Consider the following 23,563-nt stretch of genomic DNA (forward strand, 5'->3'; position numbering starts at 1 on the left):
GCGATGGGCTCCATGGGGCTTCAGCCGAACGATCTTCCCCATGGGCGACAGGTGAGGCCCGGGGACACTGTTCCCTTCCGCAGCCACGCCCTTTACAACGGCATCGGGGTCCCCGGTGTTCCGCCTGAATCGCTCCTTTCGTGTGATCTGAGCCATACCCGGGCGCCGTGCATCGCTTTCCTCGCCCGGTCAGTCCAGGTCGGACATGTCGAGTACGAAGCGGTGGCGGACGTCGTTGCGCCGGAGCCGGTCCAGGGCTTCGTTCACCCGCGCCGAGGGGAGCAGCTCGATGTCGGCGGTGATGTCGTGCTGCGCGCAGAAGTCGAGCATGGCGGCGGTCGCCTGCCGGCCGCCGCTGCCTGCCGAGCTGAGCTTCTTGCGCCCCACGAGCAGGTCCATCACCTCCAGGGTGACGGTACCGAGGTGCCCGAGCAGGCTGAGTGTCCCGTCCATGGCGACCAGGCGCAGACAGGCAGCGAGGTCGTGCGGGGCGGAGATGGTGTCGATGACGATGTCGAAGCGGTCGCGGGCGTCGGCCATCTGGTCCGGGTCCGAGGAGACCAGCAGGCCGTGAGCACCGAGGCGACGGGCGTCGTCGCCCTTGGCCGGCGAGCGGCTGACGACCCAGGTCTCGGCGCCGAGTGCCACCGCCAGCTTCACCGCGAGATGGCCCAGGCCGCCCAGCCCTGCCACCGCGACGCGGACTCCCGGCCCCGCGCCGAGCGCGTGGAGCGGCTCCCAGACGGTGATCCCGGCGCAGAGCAGCGGGGCCGCGGCGGCCGGGTCCAGGCCGGGGGGAAGGGGGTGGGCGAACCGGTCGCGGACGACGTATTCGCGGGAGTAGCCCCCAAGGGTGGTCGATCCGTCGTGCCGGTCGACGCCGCCGTAGGTCAGAGTCGGAAAGGCACGGCAGAAGTTCTCCTGGCCGCAGCGGCACATCGCGCACTCACCGCAGGAATCGATGATGTTGCCCACCGCCACCGGGTCGCCGGGGGCGAAGCGGGTGACCTCGGAGCCGGTCTCGGTCACGACGCCCGTGAACTCGTGCCCCGGCACCAGGGGCGTATGCGCTGCGCCGTCATGGGCGTCCAGGGCGTGCAGATCGGTGTGGCACACACCGCAGTAGTCCACCCGGACCGCGAGATCGTCGGGGCGCAGGGCGCGCCGTTCCACCGGCACCCGCCGCAGTGTCGGTGCCGGGTCCGCTTGCCAGCCAACTGTGGTCCGCACGGTGCCTCATCTCAAACAGACTGTTCGGTCTGTTTCACGGTAGACGGGGGCAGGAGGCAAAGCAAACCAACTGTTCTGTTTGGTACGGTGGCGGACATGGTCGACCAGCCCCTGACCTCGCGCGGAGCCGCGACGTACAAGCGCATCCTGGAAGTGGCCACCCAGGAGTTCGCCGAGCACGGGATCGCCGGGGCGCGCATCGAGCGGATCGTGGCTGCCGCACGCACCAACAAGGCGCAGCTCTACGCCTACTTCGGCAGCAAGGAAGGGCTGTTCGACGCCATCTTCTTCGGCTCTTTGGAACGGATCGTCAACGTCGTCCCGATCGACGCCACCGACCTCGCGGACTGGGCCGTGCGTCTCTACGACGAATACCTCCGCCGTCCCGACCTCATCCGGCTGGCCACCTGGGCGCGTCTGGAGCGCCGCCCGACGGGACACCTGGTGGATGACCCCGACCGCCTCGACGACGGCAAACTGCGTGCCATCGCCGACGCGCAGACCGCCGGCCTGGTGCGCGAGGGTGACCCGTTCGACCTGATGGCCATGGTCATCGCCATGTCGATGGCGTGGTCGCCGGTCAGCAATGTCTACGCGGCGACCGACCAGGAGCCCTCGGAACTGCATGAGCAGCGTCGCGCACTGCTCCGCGAGAGCGTCCGACGCGCGATGACAGCCGGATAGCCGACGACCGCGCCGCACACCGGGGAGCCCGCGCGTAGGACCAGAAGGCCGCCGTCTGGAGTCCCAGCACGACGACTCCGAGAAGGCCGTGGTACCACCGCCAGCCCACGCCGAGGCCGAGGAAACCGTCCACGATCAGGACCACCATGCCCGCGCCGACGCCGACGGACGTGAGAGCGAGAGCGACCAGCATCAGCGGGCGCGGTATCCGCCGTCCCACGCTGACCACCGTCGCCAGGAACAACGCCGCGCCCAGCAGGCCGTTCGACGCCGCGAGCCACTGCGCCGCGGCCACGTCCATCACATCGCGGGCATAGCTCTCGTACTCAGCGGCGGGTACCACGGGCCCGCCCGGAAACCCCAGCTTGCCCTGTGCCGCGAAGACGGCCTTGCCGAGGCCGTACCCGAGGAACAGCACCACCATCGCCCAACCGGGCCACCGCACTTGACGCCCTGCTTCGCTTGCCATGCGTCGAACCGTAGGCAGGGACGACGCGGCCGCCATCACACAGCGGGACGATTCCGCCCAGCCGCGCGGCCGATCCCGCTCAGCCGCGCGGACGATCCCGCCCAGCCGGGCGGAGGAGACGTTCTCCTCCGTGTCGGTCCCGGCGGACGTGACGGGATCAGCGTTCCAGTCCGGTGAGGTCGACGGCGGCCAGGCGCTCCGGGTCGGACAGGATGTCGATGGCGACGATCTTCTCGCCGGAGACGGTGAAGCTCATGACCGAGAACAGCGCGCCCCCGACGGTGTTGACCAGGCCGGCCATACCGTTGACGAGCGCGGGGCGGCTGGTGGAGGCGGTGGCCATGCGATGGAAGGTGGCGGCCTGACCGGCCACCGAGTCGATGCCGCGCAGGACCTTCATGCCACCGGGCAGCGCCTTTCCACCGTCGGCGCGCAGCACGACCTCGGGATCGAGGACGGCTACCAGCGCGTCGAAGTCACCGCCGCGCGCCGCGGCGAGGAAGGCGTCGACGACCCGGCGCTGTGCGACCGGATCGGGGTCGGGCTCCGGGGCCGCGCCCTGGACGCGCTGGCGGGCGCGGCTGGCGAGTTTGCGCGCGGCGGTCGGTGTGCGGTCGATGACCGGCGCGATCTCGTCGAACGGCATACCGAACATGTCGTGCAGGACGAAGGCCAGCCGCTCCGGTGGGGTGAGGGACTCCAGCACCACCAGCAGGGCCAGTCCGACCGAGTCGGCGATCAGGGCCTCGTGTTCGGGGTCGGTGGCCTGTCCGCTCACGATCGGGTCCGGCAGGCGGGATTCCCAAGGGTCTTCGCGGCGTTGCGTGCGTGAGCGCAGCATGTCCAGGCAGACCCGGCCGACGACCGTGGTCAGCCAGCCACCGAGGTTGCCGATGTCACCCGCCTCGGTGCGGGCGAGCCTCAACCATGCCTCCTGGACGGCGTCGTCGGCCTCGGTCAGGGAACCGAGCATCCGGTACGCCACCGCTTTGAGATGTGTGCGGTGCTCTTCGAAGCGCTCGGCCAGAAGGTCTCGTTCGTTCACCAGTCTCGTCCGTTCATCATCGACCATGTGGTTGTTGCCGCCTCAAGGGTCGGCCGGCTGGTCGCGCTGCACGCCGATCCGGCCTCGGCCCCGCTCCGGGGCGCAGGCCGGATCGTCTCGTACGGGCGCGAAGTGTCGGTCTCACGCCCAGGGGTCGGTGAACGACCGGCCGGGAGTCGGCTTGGCGATGAGAGCGACAGCGGTGAAGAAATTGACCTGCCCGATGGCGATGGTCAAGGTCGCGAGCGCCTTCTCGTCGTAGTGCTCGGACACCTGGGCGTACAGCTCGTCGGGCACCCGCTCACCGTGCGCTGACGGCTGGAGGACCGCTTCCACCAGAGCGAGCGCGGCACGCTCGGCGCCGGTGAAATACGGTGCGTCCGGCCAGGACGACACCGCGGTGATCCGCTCTTCCGATTCGCCGGCCTTGCGGAGGAATCCCGTGTGCAGGATGGTCAGGTAGGTGTTGCCGACGATCTGGCCGGCGCGCAACTGGACGAGACTGATCGTGGTCCGCGGCACCGAACGGTTACCTGTGGCCTTGAACAGCGCCGCCGACACCTCCGCCAGCTCCGGGACGAGCTCCAAGGGGTCCTGGGACATCCGCGGGCCCACCGGTACCTCAGCAGTGATCGAACGTGCTTCCATGGTCGATTTCCCTTCGTACTTCGTACTTCGCGGCTTGGTGTTCCGTACTCCGCGCTTCGCGCTTCGCTGCGCTTGCACCCCTATGACGGATCGAAGCCGAGGGATGTGACCGATCTACGAGAGGCACTTCGGCAGCCTCGCGTGGCGGCGTGGCCACGGGGCGTCAACAGGGGGTGTGACCAGGGGCATCAGCGTCATCAGTCCGCCGTCGGGTGCGCAGCGGTGGGACAATGCAGAGGTGGAACTGCGTCAGGCATGTCGCGCGGCAGGCATCGGCACGGTCGCCGCCAGCGAGCACACCGGTCGGCCTCGACTGCACCGGGCCCTCCCGGCTCTGTCGGCGCGCCTGGTCGTCAGCCTCGGAACACCCATGGACATCCGGTACGGCGGGCATGCCCGGACCATGCAGGCCGTGGTTGCCGGACTGATGCGCCCTGGCGTGGCAACGCCGTCCCTCACCCTGCGGCCGCACCAGCCGATCGTCTACGTCGACCTGTCGCCCATGGCGGCGCAACGTCTGGTGGGAGTACCGCTCAGTGAGGTGGACGCGGGTGGTACCGGTGCCGATGTGCTCCTGCCGTGGGTGAGCCGGTTGTGCGAGGAGCTCGCGGACCAGCCGGCCGACCAACGGGAATCGCTCCTGCGGATTCGCCTCCTTGAGCGTCTTGAGGAAGCCGCCCGGCTGGACGTGTCCCGAGACGCCTTCGAGGCGCTGAAGATCATCGGTCTCAGCAGGGGACAGATGTCCGTCGAGGAGCTGGCCCGCCGGGTGCATCTGAGCCCACGACGACTGCGGCATGTGATGCGCAGCGCGCTCGGGGTCGGCCCGAAGTTCGCCTCGCGCGTCGCGCGGCTGTCGGCTGCTGTCTCTCGGGCCGGTCAGGGGGCCGACTCCTGGGCCCGGATCGCGGCCGAGAGCGCCTACCACGACCAGAGTCATCTCGTGCGGGACTTCCACGACCTGATGCAGACGACGCCGACCGCCTGGCTCGCGGAGGAGGGCCGAAATCTACAAGGCCGGCGACACCCTTCCCCGTGATGGTGGAGCCATGATCAGTGAACTCCACCCCAAGCTGCTCGTATCCGACGCCGACGCGGCAATCGACTTCTACGCAAAGACGCTGGGAGCGACGCCGACCATCCGAGTGGCCGATGACCACGGTGTCGTCAACCACGCCGAACTCACCCTGGGCTCCGCGGTCCTGGCGCTGGCGCAGAGCGTCGAGGAATGGGGGTGGCACGATCCCGCGTCGCTGGGAGGCTCACCCGTCCTCGTGATGGCCAACGTGTCGGACCCGGATGCGACAGCAGATCGCATGGTGCAGCTGGGGGGCGAGCTCGTGATCCCGGTCGAGGACCGCCCGTACGGCAAGCGGCAGGGCAGGGTGAGGGACCCGTTCGGCCACCTGTGGGTGATCAGCGGTGACCTCCATGAGGGTGCAGCGCAGCCCTCATGAGGTGACGTCCACGTCCCGCCTGGCGAGCGTACTGCTGCCCGAGGAGACAGGAGGTTGTCGGCGGCAACCCCGGGTTTCAGAGCCCGTGCCCGCCGCCGCCCCTCCGGATACGGGTGCGTGGGGGTGACCCTCGCACAGAGACCATGGAAACCGAGCAACGGGCAGGTCGCCTCAGTCGCTGCGGACTGCGGTGTGTTCCCCACCCGACGGCCCGGGCGCATCGGGGCTGTGTGAGCGGCTGAGCCCGTACATGGCGCCGATGGCGAGCAGCAGTGAGATGACGATCAAGGCACAACCGATGGGGTCGTGCGGGTTGTACACGTACCGGTTCGTTCCCCAGCGGCTGCGGAGGAAGACCGGCTCACGGTCCGACTTGTCCATGGCGAGACGGTAGAAGGCGCGGGCCTCCGGGGTCCGGGTGTGCGCCCGGCAGAGTTGGCCGCTCCCACATTGCCCACTACGCCGACCCTCGACCTCGTCCAGTGGTCAAAGGCTGGTGAGCACGTCGTCGAGTGGGGCGGGTACGCGGTCGGGGTCGAGAGCCTCGACGAGGACGCGGCCGTAATGGATCTTGCGCCCCTTCTTCGTCCCGAAGAAGCGCCGCAGCTGCTGCTGTGAAGTGCGGTCCTGCTGTGCGGGCTGGCGCAGGAAGGTCTTCAGTGCGCGCAGGTCGCCCTCCACCCGGACGAGTTCCTCCACCCGTGTCGCTCCCAGTGCGCGGATGAGCTCGTCCTCCAGATCCGCCGCGCAGACGAAGAACCCGGGATGTGGCGCACCGGCCCGCTCCAAGGCGCGGGCGTAGTAACGCCGTTCCGCCTCGTCGCACAGTCCGGTGAGACGGAGGCCCAGGCCGGGCGGTCCGAGGAGGTGGGCGAAGCGGCCGACGCTCATGGCACCGCCCATCGACAGGACGCAGACTCTTTCATCGGCCAGGTTCCGGCCGCGTCGCGCGGCAAGCGCGCTGACCGCTGCGGCGTCGCTGGGCCCTTCGAGCAGGACAACTGCGCGGACGGACAAGCGCGCGGCCAGCTCCCGCGCTGAGTCGCCGGTGCCTCCGGCCGCCCACGAGGTGACCGCTTCCCGGAACGACTCCATGTCAGCCATGGGACGAGTCTCCGCTTTTTTCCGGCCACCCCGGTAGTGAATTTCCGGCGCGTGGCGCCCGTGGCAGGTGGGGGGCCGTTGCTGTTGGCCGCCGAGAGGACGCCGAGGGCGCCGCTTGCGACCACGTCGTCAACCGCGCCGGGGTCGGGCGCCGGTGGAGGAGAGGGGGTTCGCGGGCGGTGCTGAATCGGACGCCGCCATCAGCACTCACACCCCCCCATGTGACGCCTGCCGTGTCAGGCGTTGGCCTTGTCCACGCCCCCGCAGCGGTCGCCGTCCGCGCCGTTGTCCCGGCAGGCGAGGATCTGGACCTTTCGGCCTTCCTTCAAGTCGAAGTCCTTCCACCGGACGTCGGTGTTGCCCTCGTCCGGGCCGGAGTCGTAGTTGTGCCACTTGGACCACTCACCGCCGTAGCACCAGCGGATACTCCCGATGGTCCGGTTGCCGTCCGACAGGGAGTCCTGGACCTTGAGTCTGTCGCCGTACTCGTACCAGGTGGCTGATCCGGGGTGAACGGAGGCCTGGGCGTAGGCGGTCCAGGAGTCGCCGTTGTTGATGTTGCCGACGAAACAGTCCATGCTCCCGCTCCGGGCTTCGGCGTGGGCCTTCGCCTCGGTCAGGGTCATCGAGCCGGTGTCGGCGGAAGCGGACGGCACGGTGAAGCCGAGAGCCCCGGCGGCGACGAGGGCTGCGGCAGCGGCGGCGGTGCGTGCGAGGTGCGGTGTCCGCACAGTGAGCCTCCCGGTTGCTGACGGTCATGACCACGGCAGGCTAGGTAGTGCCTGGTCGGCGCCGGTAGGTGTTCCGGGCAGGGCCGAAAGACCTGGGCGGCCCCGTTGCGACGACGGTTTCAATGGGCGACGATCCCCGCAGGACGGGGCCCTGCCGTGCGGCCGGTTCGGGCGCGGTGTGTGGACGCAGGACCATGAGCGAGCCTTCCAAGGTCGCCACCATGGCGAAGGGGAACCGGTCGAGCTCGAGGCAGAGCGCAACGTCATCGGGATGGACTCCTTGACGCACTCCCTCCGCCAGTTCGCCGGCGGCGCGTGACTCGGCAGCGCGGCGGAGGAACTCAGCAGCATCGGTTCCGGCATCAGCGGCCCTCCGAGCGATGTATTGGGCACACGCCAGATCTTCATCGGCCTGACCGTCCTCGCCAGTGACCACGAACGTGACGCTCTCACTCTTGCGTGCCCGCAACAGTTGAGCCGTTGCCTCCGCCACCACGAAGCCGGCGCACAGCAGCAGTGATGCTTCCTTGACCGCAAGGGCGCCGACCGTCCCTGCCGTGGTCTTCTGCACTACGGTCCGCCCGCCGAGGTCGACGGACCGCAGCAGGCCAGGCGAGTTGACGGTGTCGAACCCGGGTACCGACGGACCGTCCTTGACCGCCACCCAATCCGGGTGGCGGTCCTTGAGCGCCAGGGCTTCGTCCAGCGACTCAGCAAGAACGATCTTTTCCGCCCCCTGGGCGAACGCCCAGGCAGCCACCGTGAAGGCACGCATGACATCGACCACGACCGCCACGGAGGGGGCCTCGACCAGATCGGCGATGCCGAGAAACCGAGTATCCATGTCGATCACGATCGCTCATGCCCGACCCGAAGCCCCCGGAAAGTGGTACGCGTCACATCGCGGGTGGGGCCATCGTCCCGCCCCCGTCCCGTCAGGTCAGGTCGGCGAGTCGGAGACGGTCGGGGCGGACTCCGTTTTGGCAACTGCGGTCATCAGTTGCTCCTGCACCGCTTTGGGAAGTGGGTCCCCGTGAACGGTGCGTACGAGGTCGCTGGCCAGTTGGCGCAGTTTGATGTTGGTGTTCTGGGAGGTCGCGACGAGCACGTCCCAGGCCGTCTCGGGGCTCAGGTGGAAGGTGGCCATGAGGATGCCGCGGGCCAGATCGATGGTCGGCCGGGTCTGCATGGCCCGTCGCAGATGAAGCACCTCGGTTCGCAGTTCTTGCTCGGTGTCCTGGTGCGACCCGTGGGTGTCGGCCGCATCCGCGGCTTCCTGGTCCAGTTGAACGAACAATTCCCGGGCTCCTGTGAGGTCGAGCAGCCGCTCGACTTGTGGACTGCTGGCGCGAAGCGTGACCGTCTTTCCCTGTGCGAGTGCCTGCCGGCGCAGGTCGAGCAGGACGTTGAATCCCGCACGGTCGCAGAATTCGACTCCGGTCAGATCCAGGTCGATGCCGTTGCCCGACCGGCGGAGGGCCTGGGACAGGTCAGGCAGGAGACGCTGCCCCTGGAGGTCGAGGTCCCCCCGCAGGCTCACGCGTATCCGGTCGCGGTCCGGCACCGTGCCGATGGTCGCCAGGCATGGCGGGGGCGACTCCGGGATGTCGCCGCCGCCGCTCTGCGAGTTCTCAGCAGTGGCCGGCGCGGTGAGAGGCTGCGCGGAGAGCGCAGGTTCCGACATGGGCTTCTCTCCCCTTCCGCGGAGCCCGTCTCGGTCTCAGGGCCGCTTGCCCGACCCGCACGCGCCGATCATACGTGAACTTTAGTACCGGTTTTTGAGTGCGTGAATCTTGGGTCGGTAGAATCGGCCCATGGATGGAGTGCCCGAGCCACACACCGGATGGACGTTTCTGACCAACCACGCACGGGTGCTGGCAGCTATCGCTGACAACCACAACGCCCGCATCCGTGACATCGCCGTGCACTGCCGGCTGACCGAGCGTGCTGTACAGAAGATCATTTCCGACCTGGAGCGGGACGGTTACCTCTCCCACACCCGTGAAGGGCGCACGAACACGTACCGGATCGACCCCAGCAAGGTGCTGCGTCACCCTGCCGAAGCCGGCCTTACGGTGGCCTCGCTGCTGTCCTGGCTCGTGCGGGACGAGGCCGACCGCCAGACGGCCACCCACGATCGAAGTCGCCCCCACGCCACTGCCTGACGTCCGATCACTTCGATCGGAGACGGGCTCGGCGCCGCCGCAAGCTGGTGAGGTGCCCCTTGTCGGCGCCGTGCGGCGGCGGCGCTCGCTGAGGTCCCGGGCGCGTGCAGGCGCCCGCTGGACGAAGCCGAGTCAGGGCCGAGGAGCCAGGGCGGACGGGTCGGGGCGGACAGGGCGGTGCCCCGGCTCCGCCGGTGCCGCGAGAGGGTACCGTTTGCCTCGTCTGCCAGACTCTTCAGGTGATCGTCAGACTTGCGCGGGAGCAGGACCTGACCGGCTTCCTCGACCTGGCAGCCCAGGTCGAGCACTGGTTCGGTCCGATGGTTGCGGATCCTGAGTTCCACGGTGCCGTGGCCCAGCACATACGCCGGTCCACGGCGCTCGTCGCCGTTGCGGGGCCGACGCTCCTCGGTGGCCTGCTGTTCGGCGCACAGGCCCCGACTTACCACGTCCACTGGCTCGTCGTCTCGGAGCAGGCGCGGGGCAAGGGCGCCGGTCGTGCGCTGATGGCGGACGCGGTGCGCCGGTTCGTGCAGGGGCCGGGCAGCATCGAGGTGGTCACCTTCGGGGCGGACCACCCGGGAGCAGTTGCCAGTGGGGCACGCGTCTTCTACGAAAGCCTCGGCTTCACCGCGGCTGAGGCCACCGATCCCGGCCCGGAAGGCGGTTCGCGACAGATCTACCGCCGGGCCGTCACCTGACGCCTGCGCCACCACCGCGCCTGGCACGACTTCCGGTTCCCCGACGCGCCCTGGCCCGTGCCGAGGGGAGCGTGATCAGGTTCGGGTGGCCCTGCCGCACCCCTGGCCCTCGGCTTCCCGTATCCGCTCGTCGATCGGCCGGCTCCGGTCGTAAGGATCGACCGCCGGGCCGCTTCCGTTGCCGGACGCCTGCTCGTGGCCGAACCTCGGATTGAGATAGCCGTTGAAGATGTCGCAGCCGCCGTTGGTGGTGTCCAGCTTGTACGAGACGACCGAGAAGGTCCCCGGCCGGGTGACCACCTTGTCAGGGTCGTCCCAGCTCATGACCGTTTCCCGCCGCACGATCGTCCGCGCGACCTCGTCGCTTCCCGCCTCGGCCGGAATGACCGGGTAGACGTAGGTGACGTCCGCGGTGACCTCAAGGGCCCCACGCTCGCCGACCTCGTAGGTGACCCGGCCGCGTGTCTTCACCACGTCTCCGGCGAGCTTCACCTTCGCCGGGTCGAAGCGACTGAACAGCAGGAGTGGGTTGTTCTTCCGGCTCGGATCGCGGAACCCGGTCTTCAACAGCTTTTGCACATCCTGCTGACGCGGGTTGATCAGCGCGATCGCCTTCTCGGGGCGCTTTCCGCGCAGTACAGCCGCGTCCAGGCTGGACGCGGACAAGAAGTCGCGGGTCCGGTTCAGCGCTTGATCGACCTGCGCTTTGTTCATCCACCCGGTGGCCCGTGCCTCCGGAAAGCGGATGCCGGCCAGGCCGTCGTCCCACTTGTGCGCGGGCGATCCCCTGAACGGCTCTTCCAGCGTGGGTCGCTGTGCGTTCACTGCGTACGGTGCGGCCGATTCCTCGGCGTTCGGCGGTTGTTCGTCCTCGGCACCAGGGAACCACCCGACCACCCCAGCCGGATTCAGCGCCAGCACCAGCAGCACGAGCGCGACCAGGAGCCCTGTCCCGTACCAGATCTTCTTCCCCCGGCGACCGCTCCGTGCCTGCTTGCCCCGGGGGCCGCCGCCGAGCTCGTACGTTCGCCAGCCGGTCGGGCGGTCAGGCTCCTCGCGCAGCCTCCTGGCCACCATCCGCGCCCGGGCCGAGGGCTCTTTGGGAGCCTCCTTCGCCCCGGATTCGGACTCTCGGAGGAACCGCTCCAATTCCTCGTCCGATATGGAGGCCCCGTCCTCTTCCCCACCCTTGCTCACGCTGTTCTCCCCGCCCCTCTCCGCGCCTCGGTCCCACTGCCGGGCATCGCGCGGATGATCGTACAACCCCGGTCCGCCGCGAGCGCCTGGCGGCGGTCGAGGAGTTGGCGACGGCTGGAGGGGCCGGAGCCCGAGTTCACGCGTAGGCGTCCTCGACGGCGACTCGGCGCACTGTGCGCAGCGTCGACCGGAGAGTGTCCAGATCGGTCGAGCCCAGGGCGAGGCGGATCGCCTGTGGTGTGTGCGACGCGGTGGTGAACGTCGCCGCCGGCGTCGAGGTGCTCGACCAGCCCTTCTACGCCAAGGACACCATCGCCACCGCCGGTGGCTGCCTGGCCTCGCACTACCTCGCCGCCTGGATCATCGCCCGCCTTGCGGGCCACGACGCCGCCGAAGGCGCGCTGCACTATGTCGCCCCGGTCGGTGAGAAGGGGGAATACGTCGAGCGCGCCTGGCGGAACATCACCCCCTACCTGCACGGTCCCGCACCGGCGCTCGTCTGACCGACCAGCCGCAGGCGACGGGTCGGTCAGGAGACCGCGACCTCCGCGACGACATGCGGACGGCGCGGAAAGGCCCTCGGCGAGCAGCGCTCGGCTCCGGCCGGTGGAAAGCCGCAACCATCAGCGGTCAGCGGCACCGGCCGCACAAGTACCCGCGCCGCAAAGCGGACCGGGACCTGACCGAAGCCGGCGCAGGCGCCCACCGGCCCCGCCGCGTCCGGCGCGCCCGGCGTGGCGGGGGACCGTAAGGCGACTGCCAGGCCGGCCGCTCGGTTCGACCCGGTCCGCCCACGTCGCGGCGCGGCAGGACCGGGTCGTGGAGCCGTTCACCGGCCACGCCGAGGCCGTTGTCGTTCTCGTGGAGCGGACACCGGAGATCGCCTTGTACGGACCGCACGTGCAGCGGTCCCGGGACAGCGGGCTCGGCGGTCTCCCGGCCTTCGGCGCCCAGCGCGAGGAGCCAGGCGCCGAGGAGCTGGTGGTCCCCCGTGACGCGGGACTCTCCGTCCGCCCGGAAACGTCCGGAGGCGCACCCGTGGCAACGGCGGGCAACGATCGGCAGGCAGGTGGGTACGACTACCCAGTTCTTGGACACAGAAATACACCGGTTCCAGTGAGAAGATCGCAGCAGAAAGGAGCGCATCGCACAGACGCGACACGCGACGAATCAGCGCTCGGGAGATCTCACTTGGTGTACAACGGCACATCCTTGGCAGAGGGACTGCGGGCCGGAGCACGGTAACGGCACAGGGGAGTTCGGTTCCACTGCTTTTCGGCTCCCCCGACCGTGCGAGGTTGGGACATGCTCGATCACATCGCCATCCGGGTGGACGACATCGCGGCCAGCGCCGCCTTCTACGAGGCCGTACTCGCCCCGCTCGGCGGCGAACGCAAGAAGCAGTTCGGCCAAGACATCAGCTTCGGCGTCGACGGGCACCCGCTGTGGCTCGTCCCGGCAGCGGACTCCGCGCCCGCCCGCGAGGTGCACATCGCCTTTGCCGCAGCCGATCGGGACACCGTCGACGCCTTCTTCGCCGCGGCCCGGGCAGTGGGTGCCGAAGTCCTGCACGCGCCCCGACTCCGGTCCCCGGCCGGCTCAGCGGCGATGGGCGTGTCGGCCCGGCCTCCTGCGAGAAGGCGAGGCGTACGACCGCGCACCAAGCGCACGTTGAAGTCCGCGCAGGCGGAACGTCGGCCGCCGTCGAACAGGCTGTCGGCTCGTCAGCGCCCCAGTACGGCCATGGCCGCGTTGTGGCCCGGGATGCCGCTGACGCCACCGCCGCGCACGGCTCCCGCACCGCAGAGCAGGACGTTGGCGTGCCGCGTCTCCACGCCCCAGCGTCCGGTGCCGTTCTGGGCGTGGGGGAAGGCGAGGTCGCGGTGGAAGATGTTGCCGCCGGGGAGGGCGAGATCACGTTCCAGGTCGAGCGGGGTCTTCACCTCGATGCAGGGCTTGCCGTCGGCGTCGGTGGCCAGGCAGTCGGTGAGCGGCTCGGCGAGATGGGCGTCGAGCTGGGCCAGGGTCGATGTCAGCAACGCGTCACGTACGGCGTCGTGGTTGCGGGTGAACAGATGGGCCGGGGTGTGCAGGCCGAAGAGCGTGAGGGTGTGGCAGCCCTGTGCGGCGAGTTCCGGTCCGAGGATGGAGGGGTCCGTGAGCGAGTGGCAGTAGATCTCGGAGGGCGGGGCCCCGGGCAGCCGGCCGGCGGCGGCATCGGCGTACGCGGCGGCCAGTTGGTCGTAGCCCTCGGCGATGTGAAAGGTGCCCGCGAACGCGTGGTGCGGGTCGACGGCCGGGTCGCGGAGCCTCGGCAGCCGCTTCAGCAGCATGTTGACCTTGAGCTGGGACCCCTCGACGGGAGCGGGCGGCTCCTCGCCCAGCAGCGCGGCGAGCTCCCGGGGCGAGGCGCCCACCAGGACGTGGCGGGCGGCGACGACGCCTTCGGCCTCCGGTGTCCGGTACGTCACGTCGGCGTGCTGCCGTCCGTCGGTCTCGACGCGGGTCACCTCGTGGCCCGTGGCGATCTCCGCCCCAGCCGACCGCGCGGCGGCGGTCAAGGCCTCCGTGAACGCTCCCATTCCGCCGACCGGCACGTCCCAGTCACCGGTGCCGTTGCCGATCACGTGGTAGAGGAAGCACCGGTTCTGTCTCAGGGACGGGTCGTGGGCCTCGGCGAAAGTGCCGATGAGCGCGTCCGTGAGAACGACACCGCGGACCAGGTCGTCGCTGAAGTGCGCCTCGATCGCGGCGCCGACGGGTTCTTCGAAGAGCATGCGCCAAGCCGCGTCGTCGTCGATGCGGCGGCGCAGTTCGTCCCGGGTGGGCAGCGGCTCCGTCAGGGTCGGGAAGACGCGCTCGGCCACGCGCCCGGTCATGCCGTAGAAGGCCTCCCAGGCGGTGTACTCGGCGGTCCCGCCGGTGAGCCGCTCGAACGACTCCCGCGTACGGTCCGGGCCACCGCCTACGAACAGGCCCGTCGGGCGGCCCTCACGGTGGGCCGGGGTGTAGGACGACACCGTGCGCTTACGGAGGGTGAAGTTCAGCCCCAGCTCTCGGACGATCTTCCGTGGGAGCAGGCTCACCAGATACGAGTAGCGGGACAGACGGGCGTCCACCCCGGCGAAGGGGCGTGTGGAGACGGCGGCGCCGCCCGTGCTGTCCAGGCGTTCCAGCACCAGCACGGTGCGGCCCGCCCGGGCGAGGTAGGCGGCGGCGACCAGACCGTTGTGGCCGCCACCGACGATGACGGCGTCATAGCGCTCGCGTGCGGGCATGGTTTCTTCCTAGCACGCGGAGGGCGGTGGGACACGTAGTTGCGGGGACGAACGGGAGAGTCCCATGGCGCGGTGCCGACCCCCGCTTCCGGCGGGAGGTTGGCGACCGATGCCGCCGAACGGGCCACAGCGTGTTCGACCGTGGCTCCATGATGTACGGGTGACGGATTCAGGTGCGGACTCGCTGGTCCAGGACGAGATCGTGATCCTTGTGCACGGCACCTTCGCCGGTGACAAGGACGGCAACGACGAGGGACACCGCTGGTGGCAACGCGGCAGCGACACATGGAGGTGGCTGGAGGACAACCTGCCGCCAGGAGTGAGCCTCCCGCAGGACGGCAGGCTGTTCCACTGGAGCGGCGCGAACACGCAGTCGGCGCGGCTGTCCGCATCCATGGAGCTGTTGGCGCTTCTCGTCGAGCTCGAACGGAAGGGCCGCGCGTACCACCTGGTCGGCCACAGCCATGGTGGCTCGGTCATCTGGGAAGCCCTCCTGACCAGCCAGGTTCTTCGGCGCGGGGGCATGCTGGCCGACCATCTGTACCACGCACTCGTGCGGCGCGGGGTCCTCTCCTATGACGAATCCGGCTCCGGCGCAGTCGGAAACCGCTCCCTCGCCCGCAAGTACCAGGCGGTGAGCAGCGAGCTGGAACTCGGCCGACTGCGGAGTTGGACGACACTCGGAACCCCTTTCCTGTGCCATCTGCCGCAAGGCGGTCTGCTGGCCAGAGGGTGGCGGGACGCAAAGTTCTCCTTGGCAGGCGAGGTGCGTCCTCGGGACTTCAAAGCCCCGCGCTGGACCGCCCCGCTCGCTCTCACCTACATGCTCGGGGTGTTCGGTCCGAGCCTGCTGTTGTCGCTCGCTGTCTCCTGGTTCGAGCTGTCGTGGATCATCCGCCTGGTATGGCTGGTGCTGGCGATCGCGGGGCTGAAGTACACACTCAAGGTCGTGGTGCGTGGAGATGTCACCCACGCGCTGACGACCCGCGCCAGGCTCGCCCGGTCCGCGTTCGCACGCTTTTCCTCACGATGGCTGGGCCTGTACGCCGCGACGGACGAAGCGATCACCGGACTTCGGGCGCTGTGCCCGCCCGAAGCGCCCGGCTACGCCCAGTTGTCCGTACCGCCCGCACAGCGCGGGGTACCGCGGACGCCGACCGCTCAGTGGCCTCGCGTGCCCACGCTGCTGCGTTTGAACGCTCCGCTGAAGCATGTCGCGCTCGCTCCACAGGTCTCGATGGGCTACGGGTACCACTTCACCGGCTCCACGTTGACCGAGGACGCCTACGGCCGCGTCAACAAGTGGTTCATGCCGGGTGTCAACGCAGCACTGGCCAAGCGGCTGCTCCGTACCGGGCAGGGGTGTGACGTCCCGTACACCGACCTCGTCCATGTCTCGACGTGGCCCGTGCCGATCGACGCGGGTGCTGTCGGGCTGCCGGACCGCATCGACGCGGCGCTGGAGAGGAACGCCATGGCGCACGCCGGGTTGCTCGGCCTGGAGGTGCGCCAAATGATCGCTCGCGCGGCCATGAACGGCACCCGGCTGCCCGGAATCGCCGCAGGCCAACAGCTGAGCGTCTCCGGCAAGGCACTGGTGCACACCTCCTACTGCACCGATCCCGAGGTCCTGCGCATGATCCGCCACCACATAGCCGTCTCCAGCAAGACGTGCCAGGCCGAGGCCGCCGGTGCCGGGACGGCGGCAGACGTCCGGAGGTGGATAGCCGCAACCCGCGAGCACGTGGCCGAGAAGGTGACGTCGCACGACGCGCAGGCGCACGGTGCAACAGCGTCGTGACGGTGAGGGGCCCGCGGGAGTTTCCGGCCACCGCCACGCTCCGGCGCACTTGAGCGGCCTTCGGAGATATCCGCGTGGACTCGGGCGGTGAGCCCGGGGAAGAGGCGGCGCGTCGTACAGCCAGCCGCCTGCGCGGTAGCCGATCGCGGTGGCCGGATGGGGATGAAAGGGATTCGAGTCCGATTCCGGACTCGGGTCACAAAGATGGCACGGACGACGGTGCGCAAGCCGGGGCGGCTTGCCCGCAAGGCCACCGGTTGCCGTCGCCAAGCCGTTGACCAGGGTGAACGTGGGAGCCCGACGGAGGCACTAGGAGATTCCTCATGCCGGGGGCCGGACCGGCATTCGTAGGAATCCACAAAGACCCGGTCTCAGTCTGCCGGGGCTTTCATGTCTTCCACTCCTAGCTGTTCCCACGCCGTTGGCTGTGTACTCCTCAGCAAGTCACAACGCGGCAACCACGAACGCGGCAACCACGCTGTGACGAGGCAAGAGATGAGTGCCGTGGACTTCCTCCGACATGCCCCGTGGGGGAAGCGCTGGCCGTAACGGCCCAGCATCCGGTCGCGACGCCGATCGCGGGCGGTATCGGCGTGATGGTCGAGTTCATCATGGACCACCGTCGGTCGACCACTCTGCTCGCCCCCTGACATGTGGCCGAACGAAGGAGAGAGCCTTGGCTGCGACGCTGTCCGGTCGGCATGTTGAGATCGCCTGGCCCGATCTGGGCATCACCGTCACCGCTGAACTCGACGCTCGCAACGCCGTGCTGGCTGATGCGCTGTGGGAGGCGTTGCCCTACCAGAGCCTGCAGGGACACGCGCTGGTGGCGGGCAGTCATCTGTACCACGTGGCACCGATGCCCTCGCTGCTGTATCTGCCCGCGACCACTCGGTTCGACAGACGTGAGGCACCCGACGGGACGGTTTTCTGTTCTGCGCTGCAGCACCTGGGCATCAAGTACGGCACGCTGACCGAGCCGATGCCGGCGTCCCCCGTGGGCCAGGTCCGGCCGGAGGACATGGCGGGTCTGGCCGAGGCCGGGCAGGCGGTGTGGGACTCGGTCTATTCCACGAAGAAACCGGTCCTCGTGGAGGTCCGCAAGGCAGGACGGGGAGGCGGCCACCGCATCCCCCGTCTGACCGCCGCCGACCCCGAGGTGAACCGCCTGGTCGGCGACGTGCACGCGGAGACCGAGCGGAGCTGGCTGTCCGAACCACCCGAGCTCGCTGATCTGCACCGGGGGTGGATCCCCTCCGGGGCGGGGAGTTTCGAGACGGTGCTGCCCACCCTGTTGTTCGTCAACGGGGAGACGCGCCCGTTGGGATACGCGAGCTACGGCGGTCTGGTCCGGGCCGTGGTCGATGGCATGCCGCTGGATTCTCTGCGCCAGATGGCCCGCCTGTTGGTCGGTACCCCGGCCGAGTTCCTGGGCTACTGCGGTCTGGAGCGACTGTGGGCCTTCACCCAGCGGTTCCTGGCCTGCCTCGACCACCTCGACCGCGACGACTTCCAGGCCGTCGTGAGCCAGCTGGCCCTCTACATCAACTGCTTGGGCGGCTGGAACCTGCAGCTGTTCCCGTGGGACACCGGGGACCAGCTGCGCCAACAGCGCCCCGCCGAAGTGAGCCGGCAGTCATGAGTGCTCTGCCCGCACGCGCGGACGCCCTGGTCATCGGCGGGGGAGTCATCGGCACCTCGATAGCGTGCCAACTCGCCGAATCCGGTGTCGACACCGTCCTGCTGGAGCGCGGCACGCTCGGTTCGGGGGCGTCCGGCGCCACCGCGGGTGTGCTGCGGCCGTACTTTCCCGGCGACCCCCACACCGGCCGCCTTGCCGTACGCAGCATGGCGGCGTATCACGCCTTCGCCGAACGGACCGGCACCCCGCTCGGGCTGGAGCGGGTCGGCTTCCTGGTGGTCTTCAACGACGACCGACAGGTGGCGGACTTCCGGCGTACTCAAGCCGCCCAGCAGGCCGCCGGAGTGGACGTCGAACTCGTGACCGCGTCCGAAGCGGTGCGGCTCAACCCGCTGCTCAGCGAGCGCGCCGTCCTCGCGGCAGCCTGGGCGCCGGAGGCTTACGTCTGCGACCCGGCCGCGATCGTGCGCGGCTACGCCGCAGCCGCCCAGGAAGCCGGTGCCGTGCTGTGCACGGACACACCCGTCACCGGCCTCGACCCCGACGGGCAGGTCCACACCCCCACGGGCAGCATCCTCGCCGACACCCTCGTCTGCGCGGCCGGCCCCTGGTCGAGAACGGTTGCCTCCATGGCCGACATCGACCTGCCCGTGACCACGTACCCCATCGAACTGCTTCTGACCGACCCTTCCCCGAGCGTTCGGCTCCGCTCACGCGCGGGATTTCCCGATGCGGCCCCGGCCACCACCCTGCCGATGACCCTGCACGCCTCCTCCGGCCTGCGGATCCGGGCCTGGATGGACCGCATCCTCGTCGGAATGGGCCGCCCCGACCCGGACGAGCCGCGCAGGGCGTGGCTCCAGCGGGTGTCGCACCAGCTCAGCACCGTCTACCCGGCCCTCGACGGCATCCGCCTGCACCGCGGGTGGAGCGGGGCCTTCGACGGCAGTCCGAACGGGACCGCCTTCATCGGTCGGCACCCCTCCCGCCCTTTCTTCTACGCGGCGGGATTCTCCGGTCAGGGACTGTGCCAAGCACCCGCAGCCGGAGAGATCGTCCGCGACCTCGTGGCCGCCGAATGACCCAGGACCGAGCCGCCCTGCGACCTGCCGCCCGGCCGACCTCCGCCCACGGTCACGGAGCCGCCGCCTTCGTGAGGGTGAAGGCGGCGCAGGTCTCGAAAAGAGAAGGAAGCTGAAACTGTCATGATTGTCCTGGGGTGCAACGGTTTCACTCGCGTCTCGGAAATCTTCGCCGAACACTTCGGCGCGGTCGGTACCGAAAGGCACTACCTCCTCGGTCACGACGCGGGCGCGTCACTGCTGGTGGACGGCGAACTGGTCGCTGCTGTGGAGGAAGAGCGGCTGAACCGGCATAAGAAGACCTCCGACTTTCCGGTCAACGCGGTGAAATGGTGCCTCGAGCACGCAGGGCTGCAATTCTCCGACATCGACCTTGTTGCCGTGCCGTGGGACTTCTCCGCGGAGGTCCTGGACGGGATGCTGCTCGACATCACGTCCACCTCTGTGTCGCCTACGGCGAAACTCGGTCTCATAAGCGGAATCGGCGAACTGTTCACCGGGGCTGTCAGCCACGAAGCGATCCTCGCCGATTTCGCCGAACGCACGGGCTACACCCCGGATCCGGACAAGGTGGTGTTCGTACCGCACCATCTCGCCCATGCGATGACCGGCTACTACATGGCGGGTATGAAGGACGCCGCTTTCCTCGTCAGTGACGGCCGCGCTGAGCGATTCTCGTCGCTGACCGGGGAGATCCGCGACGGCCGGGTCCGCGTCTTCGACGCGTCGACCATCGGTGCGCACCATTCGATCGGGCTGCTGTTCTCCGCCGTCACGCGATATCTGGGATTCGTGCCCAACAACGACGAGTACAAGGTCATGGGCCTGTCGGGATACGCCGAGCCACCGAGCCCGAACCCGTTCCTCGAGCACATCGTCGAACTGCACGAGGACGGGCGCTACACCTTCTGCAGACCCCTTGAGACGGACGATCCCCGCAGTTTCGACCCACTGTTCCAGCAGTACTTCGGCCCCGCGCAGGACGCCCTTGAGTACAAGGCCCGGGTGGCTGCCGCGGCACAGGAGATGCTGACCGTCGTCACAAGCCATCAGCTCCGCGCACTGGAATCCAGAACGGACCTCGACCATGTGCTGTTCGAAGGTGGCGTGGCACTGAACTGCCTCAACAACACCCCGCTTTTCGAGAGTTCGCGTTTCGACGACATGTACGTCGGTTTCGGCGCCAGCGATACGGGCATCGCCATCGGCGCCGCCGTCCACGCGTGGGTCGGCCATTCCGACAGTGCCGGCAGGAAGAAGCTCGCTCCTTCTGTGACTCCATACCTCGGGCCGGAGTACGACGATGCCACGGTCGAGCAGACCCTGCGGGAGTTCAGCGATCGAGTGGTGTGGAGAAGACTCAGCGATGACGAGGTCGTCGCCGAGGTGGCGGAACTGCTCACCGAGAAGGTCGTCATCGGCTGGTACGAGGGGCGGATCGAACACGGCCCCCGGGCCTTGGGGCACCGCAGCATCCTGGCGAACCCCTGGTTCCCGGATATCAAGGACTTCATCAACACCAAGGTCAAACACCGCGAACCTTTCCGCCCGTTCGCACCGCTCGTGCTCGAATCGGACGCGCCGAAGGTCTTCGAAATGGGACGCAAAACGCGTTCGCCGTACATGACCTTCGTCTTCCCGGTGCGGCCGGAGTTCCGTGAGGTGATCCCGGGCGCGACCCATGTGGACGGTACCTCCAGAGTGCAGACGATCACTGATCAGGACACTCCGCGGTTGGCAGCTCTGCTGCGCCGGTTCACCGCACTCACCGACATCCCCTGCCTGATCAATACCTCGTTCAACGTCGCAGGGGAGCCGATCGTATGCACCCCGGCCGACGCGCTGAACTGTTTCCTCGGAACGGAGATCGATCACCTCATGCTCGGCAACTGTCTCGTCACAAAGGTGGAGGCTTTCTGATGGCCAACCAGGCTCCCAACCAGACTTCTCCCGCCCGCACCCCGCAGGAACTCAATGAGTTGATCACCGGCGGGATCGGTGACAGCCCGCTGCGGCCGGACGGAACGCTCAAGGTACGGGGGGAGTACGCCTACTCGTCGGACCTGTGGGCGGAGGACATGCTGTGGGGCGCGACATTGCGCAGCCCGCACCCCTATGCGCGGATCAACTCCATCGACGTCGGCCCCGCGCTCAAGCACCCCGGCGTCCACGCGGTGCTGACCCACGAGGACGTCCCCGGCGAGAACATCTACGGCCTGAAGGTCGCCGACACCCCGGTGCTCGCCGAGGACGTCGTGCGCTACAAGGGCGAGCCGGTTGCCTTGGTCGCCGCCGATCACCCGGAGACCGCCCGGCGCGCGCTGGAGAAGATCGTGGTCGACTACGAGGTGTTGGAGCCGATCACCGACCCGGAGCAGGCGGCGCACGACGACACGCTGCCCAAGCTGCACCCCGGGGGCAACGTGGTGCGCTATCAGCCGATCACCAGCGGCGACCCCGAAGCCGAGGCCGACGTCGTGGTCTCCGACGTGTACACGCTGGGCATGCAGGACCAGGCGTTCCTCGGGCCGGAGTCCGGTTTGGCCATCCCCGCCGAGGACGGCGGCGTCGATCTGTTCATCGCCACCCAGTGGCTGCATGTGGACCAGAAGCAGACGGCACGGGCGCTCGGGCTGCCGGTCGAGAAGGTGCGCTTCACCATGTCCGGTGTCGGCGGCGCCTTCGGCGGCCGTGAGGACCTGTCCATGCAGATCCACGGCTGCATGTTGGCGCTGCACACCGGCAAACCGGTCAAGATGGTCTACAACCGGGAGGAATCCTTCTACGGCCATGTGCACCGGCACCCGGCGAAGATGTACTACGAGCACGGCGCGACCAAGGACGGCAAGCTCGTCTACGTCAAGGCGAAGATGTACTTCGACGGCGGCGCGTACGCCTCCAAGACCCCCGTCGTGGTCAGCAACGCCACTTCGCTGGGCGTGGGACCGTACGAGGTGCCCAACGTCAAGATCGAGGGTTGGGGCCTGTACACGAACAATCCGCCGTGCGGCGCGATGCGTGGTCTCGGCGCCGTGCAGCCGGCGTTCGCCTACGAGTTGCAGATGGACAAGCTCGCCAAGGCGTTGGGCATGGACCCGGTACGGCTGCGCCAGCTCAACGCCATCGAGGAGGGCTCGACCACGCCCACCGGGCAGGTGCTGGACTACCCCGCGCCGGTCGCCGAGCTGCTGGAACGGCTCGAAAGGATCCCGCTGCCGCAGGAGGACCACTCCACCCCCATGGACATCCGGGGCCTGCCGGGCGGGCTGTCCAACACGACGCACGGCGAGGGCGTGGTGCGGGGCGTCGGCTACAGCGTGATCATCAAGAACGTCTCCTACGCGGAAGGTGCCGACGACTACTCCACGGCGCGGGTGCGGCTGCAGGTGATCGGTGGCGAGCCGGTTGCGATGGTGCACACGGCGGCGGCCGAGGTCGGGCAGGGCCTGATCACCGTGCAGCAGCAGATCGCCCGGAGCGAACTCGGCGTGGAACGGGTGAACATCCACCCGAACGACACCAACGTCGGTGACGCGGGGTCGAGCTCGGCGTCCCGGCAGACCTACATCACCGGCGGTGCCGTCAAGAACGCGTGCGAGGCCGTCCGCGAGGTGCTCTTCGAGCGGGTCGCCCAGCGGTTCGGTGAGCAGGCCGCTGACCTGTCGCTCTCCGGCGGCAAGGTGGTTTCCGCGGCCACCGGATTCATCGTCGATCTCGTCGAGGTGCTCGGCGACGACGTGATCGAGGAAACCAGGGAGTACCACCACCTGCGGACATACGAGATGGACCCGGTGACCGGGCAGAGCCGGCGGGTGCACGTCCAGCACGCCTTCTCCGCGCACCGGGCGGTGGTGGACGTGGACACCGAGCTCGGCCTGGTCAAGGTCGTGCAGCTGGACTGTGCGCAGGACGTCGGCAAGGCCATCAACCCGGATGCCGTCGTCGGGCAGATCCACGGCGGTTCCGCACAGGGGCTCGGCCTGGCCGTGATGGAGGAGATCAAGGTCACGGACGGCCAGATCCGCAACGCGTCGTTCACCGACTATCTGATCCCCACCATCTTGGACATGCCGCCGATGGCCGTGGACGTCATCGAGAAGGCCGATCCGAACTCGCCCTACGGTGTGCGCGGCGTCGGCGAACCGCCCACCATCTCCGCCACCCCGGCGATCGTGAACGCCATCCGCAACGCGACGGGACTGGAGCTGACCCACACTCCGGTCGCGCCGGACCAGCTCTGCGGCGTCCAGTCGTGACGGTCTCCCGCGGGCGCCGCCGGACAGCGCCGAGCTGAAGGCGGCGCCCGCGGGGCGCCACGTGCCACCCGGG

Annotated in this window: 21 protein-coding genes and 1 pseudogene; 12 read left to right on the forward strand and 10 right to left on the reverse strand. The window is 68.9% G+C overall.

Annotated elements, in window-relative coordinates:
* Positions 1-189: 189 nt before the first annotated feature.
* Entirely contained in the window at positions 190-1,230 is a 1,041-nt protein-coding gene (locus tag JW613_RS08905) for an NAD(P)-dependent alcohol dehydrogenase (RefSeq protein ID WP_209210154.1), read from the reverse strand.
* 96 nt (positions 1,231-1,326) lie between these two features.
* Between JW613_RS08905 and JW613_RS08910 the strand changes: the two genes are divergently transcribed.
* Complete coding sequence (locus JW613_RS08910) at positions 1,327-1,914, forward strand: TetR/AcrR family transcriptional regulator (protein WP_209210155.1); 588 nt, start codon at positions 1,327-1,329, stop codon at positions 1,912-1,914.
* 626 nt (positions 1,915-2,540) lie between these two features.
* Here JW613_RS08910 and sigJ read toward each other — a convergent pair.
* The gene (sigJ, locus tag JW613_RS08915; RefSeq protein ID WP_307865841.1) at positions 2,541-3,428 is read right to left on the reverse strand and encodes an RNA polymerase sigma factor SigJ; all 888 of its coding nucleotides are present in this window, start codon (positions 3,426-3,428) and stop codon (positions 2,541-2,543) included.
* Positions 3,429-3,569: 141 nt separating this feature from the next.
* The gene (locus JW613_RS08920; RefSeq protein WP_209210157.1) at positions 3,570-4,076 is read right to left on the reverse strand and encodes a carboxymuconolactone decarboxylase family protein; all 507 of its coding nucleotides are present in this window, start codon (positions 4,074-4,076) and stop codon (positions 3,570-3,572) included.
* 238 nt (positions 4,077-4,314) lie between these two features.
* Here JW613_RS08920 and JW613_RS08925 point away from each other — a divergent pair, with 238 nt between their 5' ends.
* Both JW613_RS08925 and JW613_RS08930 read left to right on the forward strand, forming a co-directional pair.
* Positions 4,315-5,115 carry a helix-turn-helix domain-containing protein gene (locus JW613_RS08925; protein WP_209210158.1) on the forward strand — a complete coding sequence of 267 codons (801 nt, stop codon included), beginning with the start codon at positions 4,315-4,317 and terminating at the stop codon, positions 5,113-5,115.
* Between the two features lie 10 nt (positions 5,116-5,125).
* Positions 5,126-5,533 carry a VOC family protein gene (locus JW613_RS08930; RefSeq protein WP_209210159.1) on the forward strand — a complete coding sequence of 136 codons (408 nt, stop codon included), beginning with the start codon at positions 5,126-5,128 and terminating at the stop codon, positions 5,531-5,533.
* A 171-nt stretch (positions 5,534-5,704) separates the two neighbouring features.
* Here JW613_RS08930 and JW613_RS08935 read toward each other — a convergent pair whose 3' ends face one another.
* The 5 genes from JW613_RS08935 to JW613_RS08955 form a co-directional block, all read right to left on the reverse strand.
* Positions 5,705-5,914 carry a hypothetical protein gene (locus tag JW613_RS08935; RefSeq protein ID WP_209210160.1) on the reverse strand — a complete coding sequence of 70 codons (210 nt, stop codon included), beginning with the start codon at positions 5,912-5,914 and terminating at the stop codon, positions 5,705-5,707.
* Positions 5,915-6,019: 105 nt separating this feature from the next.
* Positions 6,020-6,637, reverse strand: a complete 618-nt coding sequence (locus JW613_RS08940) for a TOPRIM nucleotidyl transferase/hydrolase domain-containing protein (RefSeq protein ID WP_209210161.1) — start codon at positions 6,635-6,637, stop codon at positions 6,020-6,022.
* 236 nt (positions 6,638-6,873) lie between these two features.
* On the reverse strand, positions 6,874-7,368 hold the full coding sequence (locus JW613_RS08945) for a hypothetical protein (protein ID WP_209210162.1): 495 nt from the start codon (positions 7,366-7,368) through the stop codon (positions 6,874-6,876).
* Positions 7,369-7,408: 40 nt separating this feature from the next.
* Positions 7,409-8,212, reverse strand: coding sequence for a 2-phosphosulfolactate phosphatase (locus JW613_RS08950; RefSeq protein ID WP_245225281.1), 804 nt, complete (start codon positions 8,210-8,212; stop codon positions 7,409-7,411).
* Positions 8,213-8,308: 96 nt separating this feature from the next.
* Positions 8,309-9,052 (reverse strand): ANTAR domain-containing protein, encoded by a 744-nt coding sequence (locus tag JW613_RS08955; RefSeq protein WP_209210163.1) that lies wholly within the window; start codon positions 9,050-9,052, stop codon positions 8,309-8,311.
* Positions 9,053-9,182: 130 nt separating this feature from the next.
* On the opposite strand from JW613_RS08955, the gene JW613_RS08960 reads away from it, so the two are divergent.
* Complete coding sequence (locus JW613_RS08960; RefSeq protein WP_209210164.1) at positions 9,183-9,533, forward strand: helix-turn-helix transcriptional regulator; 351 nt, start codon at positions 9,183-9,185, stop codon at positions 9,531-9,533.
* Positions 9,534-9,772: 239 nt separating this feature from the next.
* On the forward strand, positions 9,773-10,234 hold the full coding sequence (locus tag JW613_RS08965; protein WP_209210165.1) for a GNAT family N-acetyltransferase: 462 nt from the start codon (positions 9,773-9,775) through the stop codon (positions 10,232-10,234).
* A gap of 75 nt (positions 10,235-10,309) precedes the next feature.
* Here the strand turns inward: JW613_RS08965 and JW613_RS08970 are convergent, their stop codons facing one another.
* Positions 10,310-11,431, reverse strand: a complete 1,122-nt coding sequence (locus tag JW613_RS08970) for a hypothetical protein (RefSeq protein WP_209210166.1) — start codon at positions 11,429-11,431, stop codon at positions 10,310-10,312.
* Positions 11,432-11,625: 194 nt separating this feature from the next.
* On the opposite strand from JW613_RS08970, the gene JW613_RS08975 reads away from it, so the two are divergent.
* Both JW613_RS08975 and JW613_RS08980 read left to right on the forward strand, forming a co-directional pair.
* Complete coding sequence (locus JW613_RS08975) at positions 11,626-11,934, forward strand: hypothetical protein (protein WP_209210167.1); 309 nt, start codon at positions 11,626-11,628, stop codon at positions 11,932-11,934.
* 802 nt (positions 11,935-12,736) lie between these two features.
* Positions 12,737-13,003, forward strand: a pseudogene (locus tag JW613_RS08980) (VOC family protein); the annotation flags it as partial.
* Between the two features lie 152 nt (positions 13,004-13,155).
* Here JW613_RS08980 and JW613_RS08985 read toward each other — a convergent pair.
* Entirely contained in the window at positions 13,156-14,709 is a 1,554-nt protein-coding gene (locus JW613_RS08985) for a phytoene desaturase family protein (protein ID WP_209210168.1), read from the reverse strand.
* 160 nt (positions 14,710-14,869) lie between these two features.
* On the opposite strand from JW613_RS08985, the gene JW613_RS08990 reads away from it, so the two are divergent.
* From JW613_RS08990 to pucD, 5 genes are all read left to right on the forward strand, one after another.
* Positions 14,870-16,510, forward strand: a complete 1,641-nt coding sequence (locus JW613_RS08990; RefSeq protein ID WP_209210169.1) for a hypothetical protein — start codon at positions 14,870-14,872, stop codon at positions 16,508-16,510.
* Positions 16,511-17,186: 676 nt separating this feature from the next.
* Positions 17,187-18,152, forward strand: coding sequence for a cucumopine synthase-related protein (locus tag JW613_RS08995; RefSeq protein WP_209210170.1), 966 nt, complete (start codon positions 17,187-17,189; stop codon positions 18,150-18,152).
* Positions 18,149-19,234, forward strand: coding sequence for an NAD(P)/FAD-dependent oxidoreductase (locus tag JW613_RS09000; protein ID WP_209210171.1), 1,086 nt, complete (start codon positions 18,149-18,151; stop codon positions 19,232-19,234). The genes JW613_RS08995 and JW613_RS09000 overlap by 4 nt, the downstream gene beginning before the upstream one ends.
* Before the next feature lie 123 nt (positions 19,235-19,357).
* Complete coding sequence (locus JW613_RS09005) at positions 19,358-21,154, forward strand: carbamoyltransferase family protein (RefSeq protein WP_209210172.1); 1,797 nt, start codon at positions 19,358-19,360, stop codon at positions 21,152-21,154.
* Positions 21,154-23,490: a xanthine dehydrogenase subunit D gene (gene pucD / locus JW613_RS09010; RefSeq protein WP_209210173.1), complete on the forward strand. Its 2,337-nt coding sequence runs from the start codon at positions 21,154-21,156 to the stop codon at positions 23,488-23,490. The genes JW613_RS09005 and pucD overlap by 1 nt, the downstream gene beginning before the upstream one ends.
* Positions 23,491-23,563 lie beyond the last annotated feature (73 nt).

The organism is Streptomyces smyrnaeus (assembly GCF_017676345.1).
Classification (GTDB): Bacteria; Actinomycetota; Actinomycetes; order Streptomycetales; family Streptomycetaceae; genus Streptomyces; species Streptomyces smyrnaeus.